The 20,862-nt window shown below is 40.2% G+C and carries 20 protein-coding genes and 1 other RNA gene; 6 read left to right on the top strand and 15 right to left on the bottom strand.

What is annotated here, in order from left to right; translation table 11 throughout:
- Positions 1 to 29 precede the first annotated feature (29 nt).
- The 6 genes from AC0VYT_RS06120 to AC0VYT_RS06095 all read right to left on the bottom strand — a co-directional run bounded on the left by AC0VYT_RS06120 (position 30) and on the right by AC0VYT_RS06095 (position 6,763).
- Positions 30 to 464 carry an HIT domain-containing protein gene (locus tag AC0VYT_RS06120; RefSeq protein ID WP_005014577.1) on the bottom strand — a complete coding sequence of 145 codons (435 nt, stop codon included), beginning with the start codon at positions 462 to 464 and terminating at the stop codon, positions 30 to 32.
- Positions 465 to 692: 228 nt separating this feature from the next.
- Positions 693 to 4,154, bottom strand: a complete 3,462-nt coding sequence (mfd, locus tag AC0VYT_RS06115; protein ID WP_005404176.1) for a transcription-repair coupling factor — start codon at positions 4,152 to 4,154, stop codon at positions 693 to 695.
- Between the two features lie 96 nt (positions 4,155 to 4,250).
- Complete coding sequence (locus AC0VYT_RS06110; RefSeq protein WP_005014579.1) at positions 4,251 to 4,610, bottom strand: hypothetical protein; 360 nt, start codon at positions 4,608 to 4,610, stop codon at positions 4,251 to 4,253.
- A 175-nt stretch (positions 4,611 to 4,785) separates the two neighbouring features.
- Positions 4,786 to 5,559, bottom strand: a complete 774-nt coding sequence (locus AC0VYT_RS06105) for a glutathione S-transferase N-terminal domain-containing protein (protein WP_005014580.1) — start codon at positions 5,557 to 5,559, stop codon at positions 4,786 to 4,788.
- A gap of 15 nt (positions 5,560 to 5,574) precedes the next feature.
- Positions 5,575 to 6,084 carry a ribonuclease E activity regulator RraA gene (rraA, locus tag AC0VYT_RS06100; protein WP_005014582.1) on the bottom strand — a complete coding sequence of 170 codons (510 nt, stop codon included), beginning with the start codon at positions 6,082 to 6,084 and terminating at the stop codon, positions 5,575 to 5,577.
- Between the two features lie 13 nt (positions 6,085 to 6,097).
- Positions 6,098 to 6,763: an NAD(P)H-binding protein gene (locus AC0VYT_RS06095; RefSeq protein WP_005014583.1), complete on the bottom strand. Its 666-nt coding sequence runs from the start codon at positions 6,761 to 6,763 to the stop codon at positions 6,098 to 6,100.
- 213 nt (positions 6,764 to 6,976) lie between these two features.
- Between AC0VYT_RS06095 and rpsT the strand changes: the two genes are divergently transcribed.
- Complete coding sequence (rpsT, locus tag AC0VYT_RS06090; RefSeq protein ID WP_005014584.1) at positions 6,977 to 7,246, top strand: 30S ribosomal protein S20; 270 nt, start codon at positions 6,977 to 6,979, stop codon at positions 7,244 to 7,246.
- Positions 7,247 to 7,471: 225 nt separating this feature from the next.
- Here rpsT and AC0VYT_RS06085 read toward each other — a convergent pair whose 3' ends face one another.
- Complete coding sequence (locus AC0VYT_RS06085) at positions 7,472 to 8,218, bottom strand: phosphoglycerate mutase family protein (protein ID WP_005014586.1); 747 nt, start codon at positions 8,216 to 8,218, stop codon at positions 7,472 to 7,474.
- A gap of 62 nt (positions 8,219 to 8,280) precedes the next feature.
- On the bottom strand, positions 8,281 to 9,129 hold the full coding sequence (locus AC0VYT_RS06080; RefSeq protein ID WP_005014588.1) for a 3'(2'),5'-bisphosphate nucleotidase CysQ family protein: 849 nt from the start codon (positions 9,127 to 9,129) through the stop codon (positions 8,281 to 8,283).
- A gap of 757 nt (positions 9,130 to 9,886) precedes the next feature.
- On the opposite strand from AC0VYT_RS06080, the gene AC0VYT_RS06075 reads away from it, so the two are divergent.
- The 4 genes from AC0VYT_RS06075 (at position 9,887) to AC0VYT_RS06060 (ending at position 12,731) form a co-directional block, all read left to right on the top strand.
- Positions 9,887 to 10,573, top strand: coding sequence for an HAD-IA family hydrolase (locus AC0VYT_RS06075; protein ID WP_005014592.1), 687 nt, complete (start codon positions 9,887 to 9,889; stop codon positions 10,571 to 10,573).
- Positions 10,557 to 10,997, top strand: coding sequence for an RNA-binding S4 domain-containing protein (locus tag AC0VYT_RS06070; RefSeq protein ID WP_005014594.1), 441 nt, complete (start codon positions 10,557 to 10,559; stop codon positions 10,995 to 10,997). The genes AC0VYT_RS06075 and AC0VYT_RS06070 overlap by 17 nt, the downstream gene beginning before the upstream one ends.
- 148 nt (positions 10,998 to 11,145) lie before the next feature.
- Complete coding sequence (gene recA / locus AC0VYT_RS06065; RefSeq protein ID WP_005014601.1) at positions 11,146 to 12,192, top strand: recombinase RecA; 1,047 nt, start codon at positions 11,146 to 11,148, stop codon at positions 12,190 to 12,192.
- A 53-nt stretch (positions 12,193 to 12,245) separates the two neighbouring features.
- Complete coding sequence (locus tag AC0VYT_RS06060) at positions 12,246 to 12,731, top strand: regulatory protein RecX (RefSeq protein ID WP_005014602.1); 486 nt, start codon at positions 12,246 to 12,248, stop codon at positions 12,729 to 12,731.
- A gap of 9 nt (positions 12,732 to 12,740) precedes the next feature.
- On the opposite strand, the gene ffs is transcribed toward AC0VYT_RS06060, so the two are convergent.
- Positions 12,741 to 12,837, bottom strand: an RNA gene (gene ffs / locus AC0VYT_RS06055) — signal recognition particle sRNA small type.
- A gap of 338 nt (positions 12,838 to 13,175) precedes the next feature.
- Between ffs and AC0VYT_RS06050 the strand changes: the two genes are divergently transcribed.
- Positions 13,176 to 14,000, top strand: coding sequence for a YbgF trimerization domain-containing protein (locus AC0VYT_RS06050; protein ID WP_005014603.1), 825 nt, complete (start codon positions 13,176 to 13,178; stop codon positions 13,998 to 14,000).
- An 80-nt stretch (positions 14,001 to 14,080) separates the two neighbouring features.
- Here the strand turns inward: AC0VYT_RS06050 and lpxA are convergent, their stop codons facing one another.
- Genes lpxA through rseP form a run of 6 tightly spaced genes read right to left on the bottom strand, consistent with a single transcriptional unit; the run spans position 14,081 to position 20,862 of the window.
- The gene (lpxA, locus tag AC0VYT_RS06045) at positions 14,081 to 14,869 is read right to left on the bottom strand and encodes an acyl-ACP--UDP-N-acetylglucosamine O-acyltransferase (protein ID WP_005014606.1); all 789 of its coding nucleotides are present in this window, start codon (positions 14,867 to 14,869) and stop codon (positions 14,081 to 14,083) included.
- 7 nt (positions 14,870 to 14,876) lie between these two features.
- Complete coding sequence (gene fabZ / locus AC0VYT_RS06040) at positions 14,877 to 15,353, bottom strand: 3-hydroxyacyl-ACP dehydratase FabZ (protein ID WP_005405310.1); 477 nt, start codon at positions 15,351 to 15,353, stop codon at positions 14,877 to 14,879.
- 6 nt (positions 15,354 to 15,359) lie between these two features.
- Positions 15,360 to 16,430 carry a UDP-3-O-(3-hydroxymyristoyl)glucosamine N-acyltransferase gene (gene lpxD, locus AC0VYT_RS06035; protein ID WP_005014609.1) on the bottom strand — a complete coding sequence of 357 codons (1,071 nt, stop codon included), beginning with the start codon at positions 16,428 to 16,430 and terminating at the stop codon, positions 15,360 to 15,362.
- A gap of 3 nt (positions 16,431 to 16,433) precedes the next feature.
- Positions 16,434 to 16,931: an OmpH/Skp family outer membrane protein gene (locus AC0VYT_RS06030; RefSeq protein ID WP_005014611.1), complete on the bottom strand. Its 498-nt coding sequence runs from the start codon at positions 16,929 to 16,931 to the stop codon at positions 16,434 to 16,436.
- Positions 16,932 to 16,977: 46 nt separating this feature from the next.
- Positions 16,978 to 19,482 carry an outer membrane protein assembly factor BamA gene (bamA, locus tag AC0VYT_RS06025; protein WP_005014612.1) on the bottom strand — a complete coding sequence of 835 codons (2,505 nt, stop codon included), beginning with the start codon at positions 19,480 to 19,482 and terminating at the stop codon, positions 16,978 to 16,980.
- 24 nt (positions 19,483 to 19,506) lie between these two features.
- Positions 19,507 to 20,862, bottom strand: coding sequence for an RIP metalloprotease RseP (gene rseP, locus AC0VYT_RS06020; RefSeq protein ID WP_005404177.1), 1,356 nt, complete (start codon positions 20,860 to 20,862; stop codon positions 19,507 to 19,509).

The raw sequence follows: 20,862 nt of genomic DNA, 5'->3' as shown, positions 1-20,862 counted from the left end.
GTAGCATGGTCTTGAACAGGTGTCTACTACTAGTCCATACGCCAATCAAACGGCATATCACCCTGACCACGCAAGGCCAGCATTAATGTCTGACGCATATGTGCCAGAACATCATTGGTATAAGGTACAGCAGGTGTGCCCCATACAGGTTTAGGCCATGCAACATCATTCTGATAGCGAACAACATGATGGAAATGCAATTGTGGAACCATATTGCCCAAAGCAGCTACATTCATTTTATCTGCCCGGAACACACGGGCAAGCTGACTTGATAGCCAGCTTGATTCGCGTAAGAATTGTTCTTGGTCAGCTTGGCTAAGTTCGTATAATTCAGTAATGCCAGGTACACGTGGCACAAGGATAAGCCACGGGAATTGCATATCATTCATCAGACGACATGTTGAAAGCGGAAAATCGCCAACAAAAAAAGTATCTTGAGCAAGTTGTGGATGCAAACTAAACATATCTTTATAAATGATGCAATAACAATGATAGCTAATACTATCACATCCAATATGGTGTGAATATTCTGAGAACTGCCTTTCCTTACAAATAATTATTAATTTATCTCAAATTTTATAAGTCCAAGATAAATGAATAAAAGTACCTATTCCTTTAAGTTTTTTTTATTACTTACTGATACTTAACCCGTCAAAAAGATTTGCGAAGACTTGTTCAGCCCTCGCCTTATTTTAGCGATTTAAGTCTGCAGTTAACTGGTCAAGAAGTTTCAAAATAAACTCAATTCTTTGTTCATACTCTTCTAGCATGACCAGCACCTTTAAGCGTTGCCCACCCTCCATGCGAAAGTGAGTCGGCTGTTTTTGCATAAGCTGGATAATACTGATCGCCTGAACAGCTGTATCAGGTGAAAATTCGATACTTCCCCCGTGACTCCCAATATCCACCTTGGTAATTCCAAGTTGTTCCGCTTTCAGGCGAATCTGATGCACACTGAATAACTGTTTGACTGGTTGCGGTGCAAGACCGAAACGGTCAACTAGCTCCATACGAATATTATCGAGCTTATCTTGTGTATCGGCATTACTGATACGCTTGTAAAACAAGAGCCGCTGGTGTACATCCCCTAAATATTCATCTGGAATGAGTGCTGGCATGTGCAGGTTAATCTCTGCAGTTAAGGAAAGCGGAGCATCAAAATTTGGGGTCTTGCCCTGCTGAATTGCTTTGGTCGCTTTTTCAAGCATTTCCATATATAGACTATAGCCAATAGCCTGCATAGAACCACTTTGCTGCTCACCTAACAGTTCACCCGCCCCACGGATTTCAAGATCTTCTGTAGCAAGCATAAAACCGGCGCCCAGATTAGAAGCACGTTGAATGGCATCTAAACGTTTCTCTGCATCACCTTTTAAAGCTTTAATCGAAGGTACCAGCAAGTAGGCATAAGCCTGATGATGGGAGCGCCCAACACGCCCACGTAATTGATGTAATTGTGCCAAACCTAATTTATCTGCCCGTTCAATAATAATAGTATTTGCATTAGGGACATCAATACCAGTTTCAATAATGGTCGAGCAAACCAGCACATTATACTGTTTGTGATAAAACTGTTGCATTACCTGCTCGAGTTCACGTTCACGCATTTGTCCATGTGCAACGGCAACTCGTGCTTCAGGAACAAGTGCACGGATATTCTCTGCAGTACGTTCAATACTGTCGACTTCATTATGAAGGAAATATACCTGACCACCGCGAAGTAATTCCCGCAAAATAGCCTCTTTGATAGAAGCATCAGTATGCTCCTGTACAAATGTCTTTACAGCCAGACGGCGTGCTGGTGGAGTGGCAATAATCGACAGGTCACGCATGCCTGAAAATGCCATATTTAATGTACGTGGAATCGGTGTTGCTGTCAGAGTAAGCATATCGACATCTGCACGCATTGCTTTAATACGCTCTTTATCACGCACCCCGAAACGGTGTTCTTCATCGACAATCATTAGTCCCAGATCTTTAAACTGTACATTTTCCTGTAAAAGTTTATGAGTCCCAATTACAATATCGACTTTACCGTCTGCAAGATCCTGAATATTTTTTACATGGGCCTTGTTTGAACCAAAACGAGATAGCACTTCAATACGAACCGGCCAGTCTGCAAAACGGTCTTTGAATGATTCATAGTGTTGCTGGGCTAACAGAGTTGTCGGTACCAGTACCGCGACCTGTTTATTATTCTGTACTGCTACAAAAGCGGCACGCATTGCCACTTCGGTTTTACCAAAGCCTACATCACCACAGACCAGCCGGTCCATAGGCTCAGCTTTTTGCATATCATATAATGTCGCTTCAATAGCATTTGCCTGATCCAGGGTTTCTTCATAAGCAAAACCACTGGCAAACTGCATATACAGACTCTGATCTATTTCAAAAGCAAATCCGGGCTTGGCATGACGGCGGGCCTGAATATGCAGGAGTTCTGCAGCCACATCATGAATTTGCTCAAGTGCTTTCCGTTTAGCCTTGTTCCAGGCATCACTACCAATCTTATGTAGCGGAGCCAAATCCGGGTCACCGCCACTATAACGGCTAATAAGATGCAAGTTAGTAACGGGCACGTATACTTTCGCACCTTCTGCATAATCCAGCTGCAGAAACTCATACTCCTGATCATCAATACTTAAGGTAACCAGCCCTGCATAACGTCCTACACCATGGTCAATATGTACAACAGGTGCACCAATGCTCAGTTCAGTCAGACTACGAATTAAAAATTCTTCAGAAACTTCCTGTTGACGCTTGCGACGTCGCTGAACTACCCGGTGCTCATACAACTGATTTTCAGAAATAACGGTCAGCTGATCATTAATGATTAATCCACGCTCAAGTGGAGCAGTAGTAATTGCAATTTTATACTGATCATTCTGAAAAATATTGAAATTTGCAACAGTAGGAATATCACCCAGAGTCGAGCGTAAGGCATCACGTAAACTTTCGCGACGTCCTGCACTTTCAGTTACCAGTAAAACTGGATGCTGAGCGTTATCGATATATTCTTTAACCTGATGAAATGGTTTTTCATGTTTAGGATTAACCGGAAGCCGGGGCGGCTCTGAAACCGCCATATTTATCACACCCGCCTTTTCTTCAAATTGTTCAGATGATGCAATAATTCGGGGAAAATGATTGAGTAACTCAAGTAAAGCATTCGGTTTTAAGAATAAATCTTCTGGTGGCAGAATAGGCTGGTCTGCATTATGACGTCGATCTTCATAACGACGATTAACATCCTTCCAGAAGGTGATCAAACATTCATCTAAATCCCTATCTGTAATGACAATGGAATGCTGAGGTAAGTATGCCGATAGCATACCTTGAGTTTGAATTGACTGTTTACTAAAGAATAATGGCAGATAGAAATCAATACCCGGTGATGCAATACCTTCCATGACATCCTGATAAATAGGATTCTTTTTTGGATTGGCAGTCGGAAAGCTCTCAGCATAACGGTCACGGAAGGTAGAACGTCCGTCCTTTAACGGAAACTCTTTTGCTGGTAGAACCTTGAATTGAGTTAAATTACTTGTTGTTCTCTGAGTTTCCGGATCAAAAAATTTAAGGCTATCAATTTCATCATCAAACAGATCTATACGGATGGGTGCCTCCTGACCCGAAGCATAGATATCCATAATACTACCGCGTACCGCGAACTCTCCATGATCGTAAACTGTATCTACTAAAAGATAACCAGCCTGTACCAGACGTAGTTTCTGCTGTTCAAGATCAAATTTTTGACCGACACGTATATCGAAATGCTCGCCTAATATCCAGGAAGTTGGAGCAACTCGCTGTGCCAATGTAGAGGCTGAAAGTAGTAATATGCCCTGCTGAGGCATATTAGAAAGTATAGCCAGGCGCTCCGAGACAATATCCTGATGGGGAGATAACCGGTCATAAGGCAGGATTTCCCAATCCGGGAAAATAATCGGTTTTATACCGTAGAACTCCAGCTCACTCTCGAGCTGGGCTACATGCTGGTTATTTTTAGCCACCAAGACTAATAATTGCCGTGATTGTTCAGCAATTTCTTTAAGCAATAGTGCGGCTGAAGAACCAAGTAAAGAGCCTACCCAGCGCTTTTCACCTGCTTTCAATTGTTTTAAATTAAGTTGAGAGATTTCTTTCTGGAACATGTAGATAGATTTAGGCCTAAATGTCATTGCCCATAATATCATGATGTTTTTTGGCTTTTGGTTATTTTTAATAAAGACCTTGAAGAATAAAACTATCTATACCCTATCTCGCAGAAATTTTTTATAGTAGCTATTCAGCTTTTCAATAACTTTTTTCAGTTCTTTTAAATTTTGCTCATTATTTCCCAAGCGCTCAACATAACGGCCTGTGGCAATTTCCAGATCTATTTTTTCATTAATCTGCAAACTGATTTCAAATAATTTTTTTAAATCTTGAAAATTTTCAAGCTTACGATTTGAAAAATATTCAAGACGATTATTTAAATCACTTAGCACAATCCCATCAACGATAGGCCCTTGGTCTTGATCAAAGTGAATATTTTGTTCACGTAAATAGGATTGTTCTTCGGTCTCTTTAGCTGTAGTTTTGAAGAGTCGGGCAATTTTGTTAAACATATTTCTAAATCACAGATTAAAATATAAATTTTGAGTCTAAATATAGATTATCAAAATAAACAGATTGAATAGGAAGATAATAGCTTAAAAAGCTTAGGCTATTCAGATCAAAATAAAAAGCACTTTTATGCAAGTGCTTTTTACTGGTATTTAATGCAGTTTTTTTGCGCTTTAGTTAGCTACCGTATTGCTCTTGAAGATAACGAACAATTTTTGCTGACTCAAACATCTTAGTATTAGTATTTGGATCTATCAGATAAGGGACCTGAATATCTCGCCCCATTACCTGCATGACTTGCTCACGTTTCCCACCAGAAACAGGCACATACTTGCCTGGCTTAAGTCTTAATTTTGCTGGCCCCATATCTTGCCAGCGTTCCTTAGCAACATTATGCAAAATATATGGAATTTCCAGCTCACTCATTACGCTACGAACTACGCGTGAATAAGGGCTGCCTTCAAAACTCCATAATTCTAGTAATTGCTCAGGCGCATCACCTGTATTGACCTTAGAAAAAGCACCTCTCAACCCATTAACAAGAGTTCCCACAATAGCAACATAAGGTATTTTCGGATAATTCTGATAGGCTTTAGGTACTCGCCCATTCCTGCCATAGTACTTGAATAAGTGAGCAATAATCTGCTCCGATTCATACAGTTTGTCGCCGGTGTTTTCATCAATCAGAAAAGGAAATTGCAGTTTACCGCCCTCTTTTTGGACTATGGGCCTGAAACGGGTACCATTACGTGGACAAGGGTAGATTTCCACATCCAGATTTAAAAGTGTCAATACTTCCCGTACACGACGGCAAAATGGTGAAGCTTCAAACTCATAAAGCTTGAGTGGTTTTTCGGGCTGATGAGGATGGGGCGTTCCCGATACACCTCTTCCACCTTCTGTAAAACTAGAAACCAGCGCCTGAATTACTTTAGTTTGATGATTCACCATATTTTTTCCTTATAATTATGCTTCTACAAGCTTTTCTTTCGATATGACAATACCATTATTATCGGCATAAATATAATCACCGGCATGAATAGTCACTCCACCAAAATACAAAGTTATATCAACTTCGCCAATGCCTTTACGGTTACTTTTTTGTGGAATAGCAGCCAATGCATGCACCCCCAGATCCAGCTCTGCAATTGCATCAACATCACGTACACAGCCATAAATAATTACGCCATTCCAATGATTCTTTACAGCTGATTCAGCAATCATGTCACCCATAAGTGCACATCGCATGGAAGCACCGCCATCTACTACCAGTACTTTACCCGTTCCATCTGTAGCAAGAAGCTCTTTCACCCTTGAGTTGTCTTCGAAACATTTTACTGTAACCACTTGTCCACCAAAGGTTTTACGCAACCCGTAACTTTTGAAGTATTTACCATCAATTGATGGACACATTACTTGTAGTTCTTTATCAGGATTATCATCTAGCAGGTCACAGGTTACGAATTCTGTATTCATGTCTTGTCTCCAATTACGGCATATTTTGTATAGCTAAATTATCATAAACTTTATATTTTTCAGTCTGATTTTGCGCTGCCTTGACCATAGTATGAGCTACTTGCCGAGCTGTCACAGGTTTGTATTTAAAATTACCAAGAATATATTTTTCAACTGTACGAAACAGGTTCTGGCTTAAATCCTCCAGAATACGGCTTTCCTGACGCTCTCCGAGCAATAGCGAAGGCCTTATAAATGATATCCGGTTCATATCCATGCTTTGGATATAATCTTCAAGCTCACCTTTAACCCGGTTATAAAAAAATATAGATTCAGATGCTGCACCCATTGCACTTACCAAGAGGAAATGTAGCACATCATCCTGAACCAGCTCAGCAAAATGCGCATTAATGCCGAAATCAGTATTATAAAATGCCTGTTTAGAACCTGCTTTTTTGATGGTAGTGCCAAGACAGCTAAATGCATGAGTATGGCCACTTACATCCTCATCATTTAACATAAAAAAGTCAGATACGACCAACTGCTCTACTTTAGACATTTGCTTATATTCGGCATCTTCTTGCCGCACTGCTACAGTAATGCGTTCACATTCAGCCAGTTGATGTAATTCTCGAACTAGCTCTCGTCCAACTAGCCCTGTTGCTCCAATTACGATGGCACTTTTGATATTTTCAGTCATTTTTTAGCCTATCTTCTTAAATTTCTTATAATCTAACGTTTTCTCTCATTTTTATCTTCAAGTAAAATGTTGTGAAAGCGTCGCGACACTTGACTTCGGCGTGCCATTTCATCAAAATATGGCACTTGTTTACGGGCTGGTTATGGTGTCTTCTGGTGAAGGTCAGTTTCAACTACAGCCCGCCCAGACCAATCTATTTCAAGGAGTGCAAGAGTGGCAAACTCTGCTCAGGCAAAAAAACGTGCGCGTCAAAACGTTACAGCGCGCAAACACAACGCGAGCTTGCGTTCTATGGTTCGTACCTACATCAAGCGTACTTTAAGTGCAATTGCTGCTGGTGATTATGCAGTAGCTACAGAAGCTTATAAAAAAGCTGTTCCTGTAATCGACCGTATGGCTGATAAAGGCATCATCCATAAAAATAAAGCAGCTCGTCATAAGAGCCGCTTAAACACTCAAGTTAAAGCTCTAGCTTCTAACTAAGTGATATATGTAAAAAAGCCCTATAATGGGCTTTTTTTCTGGCTAAAATTTCTCTAGCTCAATTTTTTTTGCTATTTAGAGTAGTGGATATTATTAAAAAATAAGAATACTGATATTATTCTGTATAAAATTTAAAGGATTATTACTTATATCCTCTGACTTACTGAATATTTTTTATCTATCAATTATTATAAAATTTTCTACGGAACCTGTCAGTCGTTACCCTCAGGAAATGTTTGCTTGCTGGGCCTGAAACTGCTGAATAGACAGTTCTTTTAACTCACCTCGCCAAATCCACTTCAGTTTACTATGGTCAAAATCTTCACCTTCAAACCATACAAATAATCCCTCCATCATTTGTGGCCAGTCAGCTTGGCTAATTTGAGTGTGTCCTGAAATTATGGCGACAATAGCAGCAATAATGGTGTCATGACTTACTGCCAGACTTAGACCTCGACAGTTCTGCGGATGAGTGCTGTAAATCAGCTCAAGTACATCCATTACGCCCATAATAGGGTTCTTCATACCAGGTAATGTGTTATTGACAAAACTGTTGATAAAGCCCAATGCACCCTGCTGTTTAAAATAAGGTGCAGCCTGCTGGATATCCAGTACAAAGCTTCCAGGTTCCACCAGTAGACCCTGCTCAACAATTTCAATCGAATGTGTATTTAAAGCAGGAGTTACCTGATCTGCCCCTTCAATCATCAAAGCAGCTGTATCAATACAGCGCTGAATAGGGCTCGAAATACAGTGCTGAATCAAGCGATCCGTATTTTTAATGAGATAAGCACCCCATTCATGGGCTAAGTCACGGCCTTGTTCTGTTAACTGCAGGTCGTACCCCGCCAATCCCTGCCCTGCTACAATTTCTCTTAAAGAATGCCGCGTAAACAAGGTTACAGGCACTGAGGCTTCAGGTAACAGTTCCAAGGCTTTATGCATACTGGGCGGCAGTAACTTCAGCGACATAGAATTTCTTAATAACTCAATTTATCTATTACTATAGCATGAGAGTAAGCTGATGTTCAGGGTTAAAGCTTTACTTGCGCCAAAGCCTCAAGCGAGAGAGTCCGGGTTACCTGATTAGTAAATGCTATGAACCCGTTATTTAATACACTGCTACGCGCATTATAGGCAAAAGGTTCTTTCTGTAAACTCAACAGGCCACCACCGATACTTTCCAAAAGCCCCTGCCCGGCGCTTGTATCCCATTCAGAAGTCGGGTGAAAGCGCGGGTAAATATCGATCACGCCTTCTAGCATCATACAAAATTTATAAGCACTCCCCGCTTCACGTCGTACCACGGGGTACTGCTGCGCAATATGATCCATAAATTGCTGATAGCGTATATCTTTGCTGCCGTGGCTTAACCCTACCTGGATTTGCTTATAATCTGCTAGATTTTGCTGATACTGATACCATTGCCGCTGACTGAATTGATAGCGAAATGGTAAATCTTGAAGATAGCCCATGTACATGCGCTTTTCACAAGGTACAACAATGACTGAAAATATAGTTTTATGATGCCTAATCAAGCTGAGATTAATCGTAAACTCATCACGTTCATGAATGAATTCTTTAGTGCCGTCAAGAGGATCTAGCAGCCAGCAAAGCGGCCATTGATGACGTTTTGAATAATCACTTTCTTCTGATAAAACTGGTATTTCAGGTGTGAGATATGCCAACTGTTCCAGTATATAATGATTAATCTTTAAGTCAGCTTGAGTTACAGGTGACTGGTCTATTTTTTTATTAATATTAAAATCATTTCCTGCACAATAACCCTCATACTCTTCTAAAAGAGTTTGGCCAGCTTGCTCAAGCATAGGTAAAAGCTTAAGCATAAGTTCATCTGTAGGTGCTTGAGATTGAATAAACATAAATACAGAGTCCGGACTTGGATGTGTTAAGGCTACCACTAACTTTCATCATTTGCTTGTATACGAAAGTGAAATATATTTTTATCTTCTCTCAGTTTTAGTTATTAAAACATTATATTTTAATAATAGAGCTCCTATTATAAATCAAGAACGTGATACATATCACACTTATTAAGTAGAAAATTTTTATTTAAAATCCCATAGATCTATTTTTAAAGATTAAGTAAACTAAAAAATCCTATTAGAAATTCCTTTATTTTCCAATATAACTTGATGATTATCCTTCTGCATTTTTTCATAAACTTCATTTTTAGCTATAAACCCAAGTAAAATAATAAGACTTATAAGACTAATGATGAGTAACTTATTATTCATTTGTTTCTCCTTATTACTTAACCCTTATAATTCTAAAGAAATCTAAAACTTTTCATATGACCAAAAATATTAAAACAAAAATAGTAATTTGAATAGAATACTATTTTCACCCTTCAGCTGAAAAATATTTAAATAATATCAATTTCAAAAACTTATATTTTAATATTAATAAAATAACCTAGATGTACTTTAATAATACTTATAATTTTAATTAGCATAAGCTTATTTATATTTTAACTTATCTATATTTAATATTTTTTATTAGAAGATAAATTCAAAAATTATATATTTTAAAATCTTAGCTAATTAAGTCAGCTTAAATAAAAATTATTTGTATTTAAGTTATAATTTTGAGGAAAAAATAACTTTATTCAGGACAACTATGCTTAAACCAATAATGTTTGATATGGACGGCACACTGTTGGATCTGGCTTTTGACGACTATATCTGGAATCAATGCTTGCCTGAGCACTATGCCCAGTTTCATGGCTACTCCTTAGAGAAAAGCCATCAATATCTACAGCAGCTTTATCTAGATCATAAACACACTTTGAGCTGGTATTCTTCTGCATTCTGGAGCCTACAAACTGGTATCAATATACTAAAAATGCAGCAAAACCATGAAAGTAAAATTTGTCTCAGAGCTGGGAGTTTAGAGCTTTTAGAGCAGCTAAAGGCTGCTGGGCATGTCTGCTGGCTAGTCACCAATGCTGACTGTAAAAGCCTAGAATTAAAACTTGAAAATATACCACTGCGCCCTCATTTTGATTTAATCATCAGCAGTGAACAGATTGGCTATCCTAAAGAAACTCTAGCATTCTGGAAGCACCTGCAGCAACAGCATTCTTTCAATCCGGAACAGGCCGTATTGATTGATGATACAGCTCAGGTCTTACACAGTGCCAAGCAATTTGGAATTAAAAACCTGTTCACTATTCTTCAACCTTCAAGTTTGCAAGCACCTCGCCTGCAAGAACAACTAGGTTATCCTGCCATAGATAATTTAATTGAACTCTTTCCTTTTATTTCAGAAACTGCTTACAAGGAAATCAATGTTAAAACAGCATGAAGATGTTGCCGTTGAAAGCATGCGCGTAGACAAATGGCTATGGGCAGCGCGTTTTTTTAAAACCCGCTCAGTTGCGAAAGCAGCCATTGAAGGTGGTAAAGTCCACCATGAGGGTGAACGGGTAAAAGTCTCCAAGGAAATACGGATAGGAATGGAGTTAACCATTCAGCAAGGATTTGACCGTAAAACCGTAACTATTAAAGCCCTGTCAAACATTCGTGGTCCTGCACCAGTTGCCCAGATGCTTTATGAAGAAACACCCGTAAGTATCGCTCGTCGTGAATTGATTGCATCGCAACGAAAATTGCATAATCTAGCACGACCAGATCATCGTCCGAGCAAAAAAGATCGTCGCGATATCAACAAGTTTAAACAAGGAAATGATCATCAGAATGACCACTCCTGGTCATATAATGATGGTTAAAATTACACGTCATATTGTGTCGCCCAGACCGGAAAACACATAGAAACGTCATTATAAATCTGTCACTATAATCTGGTGGAAACAAGTTTTTACTTTGATACATCCACTTGAGTGAATAGTGATATTACGAAAGTTTTGAGGTTGTGAGATGGATGAGAACAAAAGCAAAGCGCTCAATGCCGCGTTAAGCCAAATTGAGAAACAGTTTGGTAAAAATACGGTAATGCGCTTGGGTGATAATACCGTGCAGGCAGTAGAAGCTGTATCAACCGGTTCTTTAACATTAGATATTGCGCTGGGTATTGGCGGTTTGCCTAAGGGTCGTATTGTTGAAATTTACGGCCCTGAGTCCTCAGGTAAGACTACTATGACATTGCAGGCAATTGCGCAGTGTCAGAAGGCTGGTGGTACTTGTGCGTTTATTGATGCAGAGCATGCACTTGACCCGCAGTATGCACGTAAACTTGGCGTAGATATTGATAACCTGCTGGTTTCCCAGCCAGATAATGGTGAACAGGCATTAGAAATTGCAGACATGCTGGTACGCTCGGGAGCAATTGACCTGATCGTAGTCGACTCCGTTGCTGCCTTGACCCCACGTGCCGAGATTGAAGGCGAAATGGGTGATTCACATATGGGGCTGCAAGCTCGACTGATGAGCCAGGCACTGCGTAAGATTACCGGTAATGCTAAGCGTTCTAACTGTATGGTAATCTTCATTAACCAGATTCGTATGAAAATCGGTGTAATGTTTGGTAGTCCTGAGACCACAACTGGTGGTAATGCATTAAAATTCTATGCATCAGTCCGTCTGGATATTCGTCGTATCGGTCAGGTAAAAGAAGGCGATGAAATTATTGGCTCTGAAACCAAAGTTAAAGTCGTCAAGAATAAAATGGCGCCTCCATTTAAAGAAGCACTATTTCAGATTCTTTATGGCAAAGGGGTTAACCATCTCGGCGAGTTGATTGATTTAGCCGTTCAGCAAGAAATCATCCAGAAAGCTGGTGCATGGTACTCCTACCAAGGTAATAAAATTGGCCAAGGCAAGAATAATGTGATTCGCCATCTGGAAGAGAATCCGGAGCTGGCAGTAGAAGTTGAGCGTCTTATTCGTGAGCTGCTCTTAACTACTAATAATGCGCCGCTGGCAGAAGATGAAGCAGAAGAAGTCCCGGACTTCCTAGAAAGTTAATTGAACTGAAAGAAACGCCCTACGGGGCGTTTTTCCATTTAAGGAAGGACTGCATGTTTAAGCAAAGAAATCAGCAAACTCAACGAAAACCTTTAACCGGAATACGTTTACGCTCTTATGCTTTTGCCCTACTGACTAAACGCGAATATTCAAAAGGCGAACTGATTGAAAAACTTTGTCTCTATGCAGAGAATCCAGATGAAGTAAGAACATTAGTTGAAGAACTGAGTGAAAACTCTTATCAAAGTGATCAGCGGGTAGCTGAAGCGATGCTATCAAGTCAATTACGCAAAGGCAAAGGCCCGAATCGAATTAAACTGGCTCTTAAAACCAAGCAGCTGGATACTGAATTAATTCAAGATGATTTATCTGATATAGACTGGGCGGAGCAAGCTTATCGTCTGAAAGTGAAAAAATTTGGTTTTGAGGTTGAAAAGGAACCAAAACTCAAAGCAAAACAGATCCGCTTTTTACAATATCGTGGTTTTGAAATGGAAGCAATTATGAAAGCAGTCAACCGAATGGCTGATGAAGAATAGTGGTGGCAACCCCACTAGCAAAACTTCGGCACATCATAGATCTGCTACCGTTGCTACCTTCCGGTCCTGGCGGGGTTCACAGAGTACAATTGCGAGGCTACCAGCGGGGCTACCATTGCAAAACCAAGTATAGAGTTTTTTAACCAAGTTGCAAGTCTCTGCTCCTTATTTTCGCACCTTGAGCGTTCAATTGATTATTTCCTCAACGATCTTAAAGATTTAAACAATGAAACTCATTTACAGGTATAACTATTAATATTATAGGTTAGCCGGAAAAGCTCATGCTCGCCAAATATGCCTGAACATTGTAAAGAGTTATTGCAATTCTTGAGCCAGCCGTTTTTAATGACTGCATACTGTAGAACTTCAGCTAGATATTTTTAGATCCTAGCTGGACAAGACAATAAAGTGATGACCAATCACTCGATATGATGGACCAAAATTATGCTCAATAAGCATTCCCTTCTTTTCATTGCCCTGCTTTGTACAACTCAACTGTACGCAGCCGTTCCAATTGAATCGAGAGGCCTCTCGCAATCCTCTAGCTATAACAGTACTTCTTCTACTGCCACACCAACTGTCAACAGTAATCCGACTTGGGATTTGGTACAGAAAAACCAGAATCTGGAAAATGATATACGTACTTTACGTGGTCAGCTTGAAGAACAAGCAAATGAAATTGACCAGCTCAAAAAAGAGTTAACAAATCGTTATACAGATCTTGATCAGCGTATTGAACTATTACTTCAAAAAATTGACCCTGAAAGCGCTAATGCAAATGAAGAGACAAGTAGTGAAGAAACACAGGCTCAACCAGCAACTGCTACTCCAGTAAGCCCTATCGCATCTAATAGTACTTCTAGCAATTTGCCTCAAGGTAATAGTTCTACTCAGGCACCGAGCGACTTAGAAAAAGCAGCTTATACAGTCGCTCTGGATGCATACAAACAGGGCGGTGCCAAGAAAGCTATAGCCCCAATGCAGAATTTTATCAAGAACCATCCAAACAGTATTTATACGGGAAATGCTTACTTCTGGCTGGCTGAGTTTAATCTGGCAGTAGAGCCGCCAAATTATAAAGAAGCCAAGAAAAACTATGCCATAGTAGCAGACCAATACCCGACCTCAGCCAAAGCCTCACGAGCGTTGTATCAACTCTACAGCATTGCCAAGGATGTCGATAAAGATACTGCTTCTGCTAACCGATTTAAAAACAAACTCATTAGCACCTATCCAAAATCTGAAGAAGCAGGCTATTTTAAATCATAGAAAATTATTTTAGCTAAATTAGCTAAACCAGCTTATAAAAAAAGACACCACTTGGTGTCTTTTTTTATAACAGCTCATGCTTAGCGCACAATACCACGCTTTGACTGTTCCAGTGAATCAATCAATAATTGTACTTCACTAATTTCAGGAAGAATTTCTGCACGAATTTTCTCAATAGCCTGCTCTGTCGTCAGACTGGCTTTATAGATCAGCTTAAAAGCTTCTCTAAGCCCTTGAATTACACTCTTTGACCAGCCTTTACGTCGCATACCTTCAACGTTCATACCGAATGCATGTGCAGGATTACCTGATACCATTACATATGCAGGCACATCTTTTAAAATAAGCGATGCGCCGCCAATCATGCTATAAGAATCAATTTTGCAGAACTGATGGATACCAGAGTTTCCACCAACAATTACAAAGTCACCGATATGAACGTGACCTGCTACTCCTACATTATTTGCAAAAATATTATGATCACCAATAACACAGTCGTGAGCAACATGGGTGTTCACCATCAACAGATTATGATCACCGATTTTAGTCAAACTTTTATCTTGAACAGTCCCCCGATGTAAACTGCAATGTTCACGAATCGAGTTATGATTCCCAATCTCAAGCCAAGTTTCTTCACCTGCATACTTCAGGTCCTGACATATTTCTCCGACACTGGCAAACTGAAATATTTCATTCTGCTCGCCAATTCGGGTAAAGCCCCCCACTACAACATGTGAGTGGAGTTTTGTACCAGCTCCAATAGTCACATTTGGACCAACAATACAATAAGGTCCAATCTGTACATCTGGAGCAATTACTGCAGATGAGTCAATAATAGCGGTAGAATGAATGAAGTCGTTATTGCTCATGCCTGCTCTATACTTGCTGATGCGAAACCATAATTTCCGCTGTAGTTGCTACTATACCATCGACGCTGGCAGTACATTGATATTTATAAATGCCGCGTCTTTGCATTACCAACTCTGATTTTAATACGAGTTGGTCACCCGCAACCACCTGTTTTTTAAATCTTACTTTCTCAGCTCCTGCAAAAAGAAACAGAGAACCTTCTGATGGCTTTTGTTCATTCATGATAAAGCCAAGAATACCAGATACTTGAGCGAGTGCCTCTACAATCAGTACCCCCGGCATAAGTGGATAGTTAGGAAAATGTCCCTGGAGAAATTCTTCATTAATCGATACATTTTTATATCCGACAATTCCATTTTCTGTCACCTCAGTAATCCGGTCTACTAGCAGAAAAGGATAACGGTGTGGAAGATATTCGCGGATGGTTTGAATGTGCATTGGTAATTCAGGCACAGCAAATGCTGGGATTTTAGACTCGGTCATCATATTCTATTTACGCAATTTAAAAGTTGATTCAAGAGACTCAATTTGAGATTGCATATGATCAAGTCGTTTGGTCAGTTGGGTCAATGGCACATCTGCTAATTGTCTTAGCCGTACAACTGTACGTTTCCAATGATTATTTTCAAAAATACCTGTACCTGAAGAATACGTTCCAGGCTCAGAAATATTTTTTGTGACCATTGACATTCCCGTCAGAGTCACATTATCAGTAATAGTCAGGTGTCCTACTACCCCACATGCTCCAGCCAGTATACAGTTTTTGCCAATTCGGGTACTTCCTGCAATACCACATTTGGCCGCAATTGCAGTATGTGCACCAATATGAACGTTATGTGCAATTTGCACAAGGTTATCAATAACTACACCTTCCTCTATAACTGTATCGTCAAGTGCGCCCCGATCGATACTGCAATTTGAACCGATCCGCACATCATTCCCTATATGAACTGAGCCTAGCTGTACAATTCGGTGCCATTTTCCCTGATAAGGTGCAAAGCCGAAACCTTCACTGCCAATAACAGTATTAGCATGAATTCTGACACGGTCAGCAATTTTAGATTCACCGGTAATGGTCACATGGGAGTCAATAAAACATTGCTTGCCAATTTCCACACCATCATCAATCTTTGCATGTGACTGTATAACTGTATGATCACCTATTACACAGTCCTCACCAATAACCACATAATGACCTATATAAGCCGTATCAGATATAATTGCGGAAGAGTGAATCTGAGCCGTATTTTCAATACCTACTGCTTTTGTTTTTCTCTCAAAAGCATGGGTTAAGATGGCAAAAGCTAGATAGGGATTAGGCACAATCAAGAAATTCTGATGCTCTGGAAGCTGTGCCTGTAGCTCTGCAGTGGTAATCAGCACGCCCGCCTTGGAAGAACGTGCCTGCTCAAGATATTTATGCCCGTTTACAAAAGCAATCTGATTATTCTGGGCATTTTCCAGACTGGCAAGCCCTTGCAATTCGAATTGCGGTTGTCCGACAAGCTGCCCCTGTACCAGATGAGCCAGCTCTTCCAGACGATAACGTTGTTGTTTCATTGATTATTTAATTGCATTGACCTTTTGAATCATTTTATCAGTTAAATCCTGTTTAGGGTCATAGGCAAGTGCCGAGTTTTTATTCAAAACAAGATCAAGGTTATTTTCTTGGCGCAATTGTTCAGCAGCCTGTTTGACACGAGCCTCAAAGGTTCTATTCATAGTTTGAAGTGTAGTCTGCACTTGTGTCTGTAAAGATTGCTGCAGTGTATTAAATTCGCCCATTTTAGCTTGATACTGCGCACTTAGTTTCTGTGCTTCAGTCTCGCTGATTTTATTATTACTTTGTGCTTTCTGGCGTAAAGCTTCAATCTCTTTACCAATCTGTTCCAGACGGGTGCTAGAAGGTTTGACTGACTGGCTCAAGCTGGCATTTTGCTGCTTCAGATAGGTACTGTTTTCAACAATACGCTCCAGATCAATCACCCCATACCCTGCCGCATGAGTAAGACCAGCCAGACTCAGGCCTAAACTTACCACCAGTGGTCTTATTATTTTCATGTAGAACATCCCTGTCATATTTAATGTAGTTAGTATCAAACCGTACTTAGAAAGTACGGCCAATTTCAAATTGTACAGCTTGGGTCTCGTCACCCTCTTTATCATTTAGAGGATATGCATAGCTGAGTGAAATAGGACCAATCATGGTAATCCAAGTAAAGCCTACACCCACACTATAACGCATTTCGCCCAAATCAAAGCCAAAGTTATCTTCACAGTATTTTTTACTATCTAAACTTTGCCCTTTATAGAAAATGGTTGAGTTTGAAACGTCACATTGTGTATCAAATACCTGTGCGCCTTCAGCAAAGATTACAGGCCGCACCTGGCGGGTCCAGTCGCCTTTAAATGGAAGTGGCAGTGCCAGTTCAGTACCAAACTGTACTAAAGCATTACCCCCGACTTCTTCAGGAGACGGATCTTCTACTTTAGTTTCAGAATAGGTTACACCCGGATATTTAGGACCCAAAGTACTTACGTCATAGCCACGGACCGAACCATACCCACCCGCATAGAAGTTTTTATAAAATGGCAAATCATTACCATAGCCAAGCTTACCATAGGTACGTAAAGTAAAATCCTTACCTAACGGGAAGAATGCCTGGGCATCATAAGTCAATTTCTGATATTCCACATCACTGCCTGGAAGTGCAATTTCAGCATTAATACGATGCGACATACCATTGGTTGGGAATACAGGACGGTTCAAAGTATTATAAGACCAGCCTAAATTTAGGTTATAGGTCAGGAATTCACCCCCAAACTTATTTCCATAAGGATCTGAAAGTTGACCCTCAGGACAATTATAAGCCCCAGTGGCTTCATCTTTTACACGATCAACAAGACAATATTGGGTGGTATCTAGAGTTTTACCCCCATTGGCAAGCAGATAATCACGAACATAAGTAGAAACGTATGGTCCTGTAGTTACTTCTGTATTATCAATATTTAAAGAAGCACTCAGGTTTTGGTTTTCATCAATCGGATAACCAAAACTCAGGCTTCCACCATAACTATCAGTTACATAGTTATTGACGTTATAGTCATCATCAAGTTTGGTTTTACGATAATACAGGTTATAACCGCGGCTGACGCCATCAATGGTAAAGTATGGATCAGTTACGCTCAGATTATAGTAATCTTGAGTTTCCGAACGGGACAGATCGATAGATACACGGTTACCCGTACCTAAAAAGTTAGTTTGGCTTAAACCGGCCTGGAACGTAATACCGCCACTTTGTGAATAGCCAACTGCTAGTGTACTAGTACCAGAGTGCTGTTCTTTTACATCGACATTTAAGTCAATCTGATCCGGTGCACCCGGTATACGTGCCGGCTTAATCGTAACATTCTCGAAGAATCCGGTACGTTCAAGGCGTACTTTAGAAAGATCAATTTTTTCATTACTTGCTAATGCGCCTTCCATCTGACGCATCTCGCGACGCAGTACTTCATCTGCTGTTTTACTGTTACCGGAGAAGTTAATACGCCGTACAGTAACCTGCTGGCCTGGATTAATATAGTAGTTTAAATCTACGATACCAGTTTCATTATTAATTTGCGGTGCAACATTCACTTCGGCAAAGTAGTAACCAGCATTACCATACTTACGAAGTAATAGTTGTTTGACTGCATCTACTTTTTCTTGTGAATATGTATCGCCATCTTTATAGATTTTTAGTGCTTTGAGTTCATCAGGACTATAAAGCGCATCGCCCAAGAACTTGGTCTGGCCAAATTTAAACTGCTCGCCTTCATCTACAGAAACTTCAATAAAGATATGTTTTTTATCTTCACTCAAGTTCAGGTTAGAGTTATTGATTTTAAAATTGATATAACCACGATTCAGATATAGAGCGCGTAAAGCTTCCAAACTTGCAGCCATTTTCTCACGTGCATAACGGTCATTACGTGTAACAATTGAGCTCCAGCTGCTTTCACGTACTGCAAAAACCTGTTTGATCTCGTCTTCTTTAAAAACGGTATTACCAATGATGTTGATATCAACCACTTTTGCTGCAGTGCCTTCAACGAACTCAAGTTTCAGGTCTACACGGTTATTTGGACGGGCAATAGTCTGTACACGTACATCTGCATCATAACGGCCTTGCTGGGTGTACTGCTGCTCAAGTTCAGTTTCAATTGTCTGAATTGCAGACTTCTTAAATACTTCTCCTTCAGCCACGCCCATTCTTTTTAAGCCATCTTCCAGTGCTTCTTTTGGAATCAGCTTATTACCCTGAAACTCTACTTTAGAAATAATTGGTCTCTCGACCACATTAAATACCAGTATGTCATTTTCTTTGGAAGCTTTAATATCATCAAACAGGCCGGTAGCATAAAGTGCCCGTACAGCATTTGAAATCGCTGCATCATCTACCCGATCACCACTGTTAATGGGTAACATGGTAGAGACACTTGCAGGCGACAGACGTACAAGTCCCTGTATTTTTATATCACGAGCAATGAACTCGTCTGCTGCATATACTTGTTGTACTGCTGCCATAGCGCTAACAAGAGCTAGAGGCATAAATAGATGTGTGTGCCGCATAGTTAGTTTATTCCATCATCTACGTCATAAACGCATAAAATCATTAAATAATGCCAGGAGCATCATACTACCGAGCAGTACCATACCAATTTTCAAACCAAATATTTGTATTTGTTCAGAAACGGGCTTACCACGAATCGCTTCAATAAAATAATAGACTAAATGTCCGCCATCAAGCATTGGTATTGGAAGCAGATTTAAAATTCCCAAGCTTATACTCATTAAAGCCATAAAAGAAATAAAAGTTTGCCATCCCATCTCGGCACTTTGGCCTGCCACCTTGGCAATTGTAATTGGACCAGACAAATTATCCAGACCGATCAGCCCTCGAACCATTTTAGCCATCGAGTTCAAAATCATCCCGGAGATTTGACCAGTTTTATCTACTGCCATCATTAAAGCTTGTGCAGGATTATATTGAATTGTTTGTTTATATTCGTCAGGAATTGTAACTTTACCTGGCGTACTTTGTACTCCCAGCATGCCAATGACATTTCCCATATTGTCTCGTTGCCCTTGTGGCATCACATCAAGCTGCCTGATTTCGCCATTACGCAATACATCTATCTTTAGAAGCTTCTCTGGTGATGCTTGCACGATTTCAACTACATCGAACCAGTCCTTCATTTTTACGCCATCAATTGCAACAATCTTGTCACCTTCCTTTATTCCCTGACGTATCGCTGCACCATCTTCGCTCAGCTTGGTCACCACTGCCGGAATCTGTGGACGATAAGGAATAAAACCCAAAGTTTCCAAAGGAGATTTACTTTGATCTTTTAGGAAATTCTGTATTGGTAGACTAAACTGTTGTAATTGTCCCTGCCGTTCAACCTGAACCTGAATCACTCCAGTTTCACCAGCACGATCTACTATAGCGTAATTTAATTTTTCCCAAGTGCTCACTGGTGTGCCGTCTATAGCAGTAATTTTGTCACCGGTCTGCATTTGCACAGCTGCAGCGGGGGTACCGGGAAAAATCTTGCCTACACGTGTATTTAACTGCTCTTGTGAAGGCAGGAATAAAATCCAGAAAAGTACAATCGCAAATACCAGATTAATGAGCGGCCCCGCCGCAACAATAGCAATACGCTTCCAGGGAGACTGGCGGTTAAATGCCTGCGGCAAGTCTTCTTCAGCAACATTTCCTTCACGCTCATCCAGCATTTTGACGTAGCCACCAAAAGGCAAGGCTGAAAGCTGATACTGAATACCTGATTTTTTTGATTTCCACTTGATCAGGGTTGGCCCAAAGCCAATCGAATAAACCTGAACTTTTACACCCAGTTTACGTGCCACAAAATAGTGTCCAAACTCATGAATTGCAATCAGCGGTCCGAGTAAAAGTATGGCTGCGACAATCATAAACAAAGCATTCAT

Source organism: Acinetobacter sp. QJM3NY_42, from assembly GCF_056173745.1.
The sequence above is the reverse complement of the archived record's forward strand: the minus strand, read 5'-3'. Positions and strand labels throughout refer to the sequence as shown.

What these genes read in the sequence shown, in the direction of transcription:
- recA (WP_005014601.1), top strand. Translation starts at nt 11,146, where the DNA reads ATGGATGAGAACAAAAGCAAAGCGCTCAATGCCGCGTTAAGCCAAATT.
- AC0VYT_RS06095 (WP_005014583.1), bottom strand. Translation starts at nt 6,763, where the DNA reads ATGACTGAAAATATCAAAAGTGCCATCGTAATTGGAGCAACAGGGCTA.
- AC0VYT_RS06070 (WP_005014594.1), top strand. Translation starts at nt 10,557, where the DNA reads ATGTTAAAACAGCATGAAGATGTTGCCGTTGAAAGCATGCGCGTAGAC.
- rseP (WP_005404177.1), bottom strand. Translation starts at nt 20,862, where the DNA reads ATGAATGCTTTGTTTATGATTGTCGCAGCCATACTTTTACTCGGACCG.
- fabZ (WP_005405310.1), bottom strand. Translation starts at nt 15,353, where the DNA reads ATGACCGAGTCTAAAATCCCAGCATTTGCTGTGCCTGAATTACCAATG.
- AC0VYT_RS06110 (WP_005014579.1), bottom strand. Translation starts at nt 4,610, where the DNA reads ATGTTTAACAAAATTGCCCGACTCTTCAAAACTACAGCTAAAGAGACC.
- mfd (WP_005404176.1), bottom strand. Translation starts at nt 4,154, where the DNA reads ATGTTCCAGAAAGAAATCTCTCAACTTAATTTAAAACAATTGAAAGCA.
- lpxA (WP_005014606.1), bottom strand. Translation starts at nt 14,869, where the DNA reads ATGAGCAATAACGACTTCATTCATTCTACCGCTATTATTGACTCATCT.
- rraA (WP_005014582.1), bottom strand. Translation starts at nt 6,084, where the DNA reads ATGAATACAGAATTCGTAACCTGTGACCTGCTAGATGATAATCCTGAT.
- AC0VYT_RS06120 (WP_005014577.1), bottom strand. Translation starts at nt 464, where the DNA reads ATGTTTAGTTTGCATCCACAACTTGCTCAAGATACTTTTTTTGTTGGC.
- AC0VYT_RS06080 (WP_005014588.1), bottom strand. Translation starts at nt 9,129, where the DNA reads ATGTTTATTCAATCTCAAGCACCTACAGATGAACTTATGCTTAAGCTT.
- AC0VYT_RS06085 (WP_005014586.1), bottom strand. Translation starts at nt 8,218, where the DNA reads ATGTCGCTGAAGTTACTGCCGCCCAGTATGCATAAAGCCTTGGAACTG.
- lpxD (WP_005014609.1), bottom strand. Translation starts at nt 16,430, where the DNA reads ATGAAACAACAACGTTATCGTCTGGAAGAGCTGGCTCATCTGGTACAG.
- AC0VYT_RS06105 (WP_005014580.1), bottom strand. Translation starts at nt 5,559, where the DNA reads ATGGTGAATCATCAAACTAAAGTAATTCAGGCGCTGGTTTCTAGTTTT.
- AC0VYT_RS06030 (WP_005014611.1), bottom strand. Translation starts at nt 16,931, where the DNA reads ATGAAAATAATAAGACCACTGGTGGTAAGTTTAGGCCTGAGTCTGGCT.
- AC0VYT_RS06075 (WP_005014592.1), top strand. Translation starts at nt 9,887, where the DNA reads ATGCTTAAACCAATAATGTTTGATATGGACGGCACACTGTTGGATCTG.
- bamA (WP_005014612.1), bottom strand. Translation starts at nt 19,482, where the DNA reads ATGCGGCACACACATCTATTTATGCCTCTAGCTCTTGTTAGCGCTATG.
- AC0VYT_RS06050 (WP_005014603.1), top strand. Translation starts at nt 13,176, where the DNA reads ATGCTCAATAAGCATTCCCTTCTTTTCATTGCCCTGCTTTGTACAACT.
- AC0VYT_RS06060 (WP_005014602.1), top strand. Translation starts at nt 12,246, where the DNA reads ATGTTTAAGCAAAGAAATCAGCAAACTCAACGAAAACCTTTAACCGGA.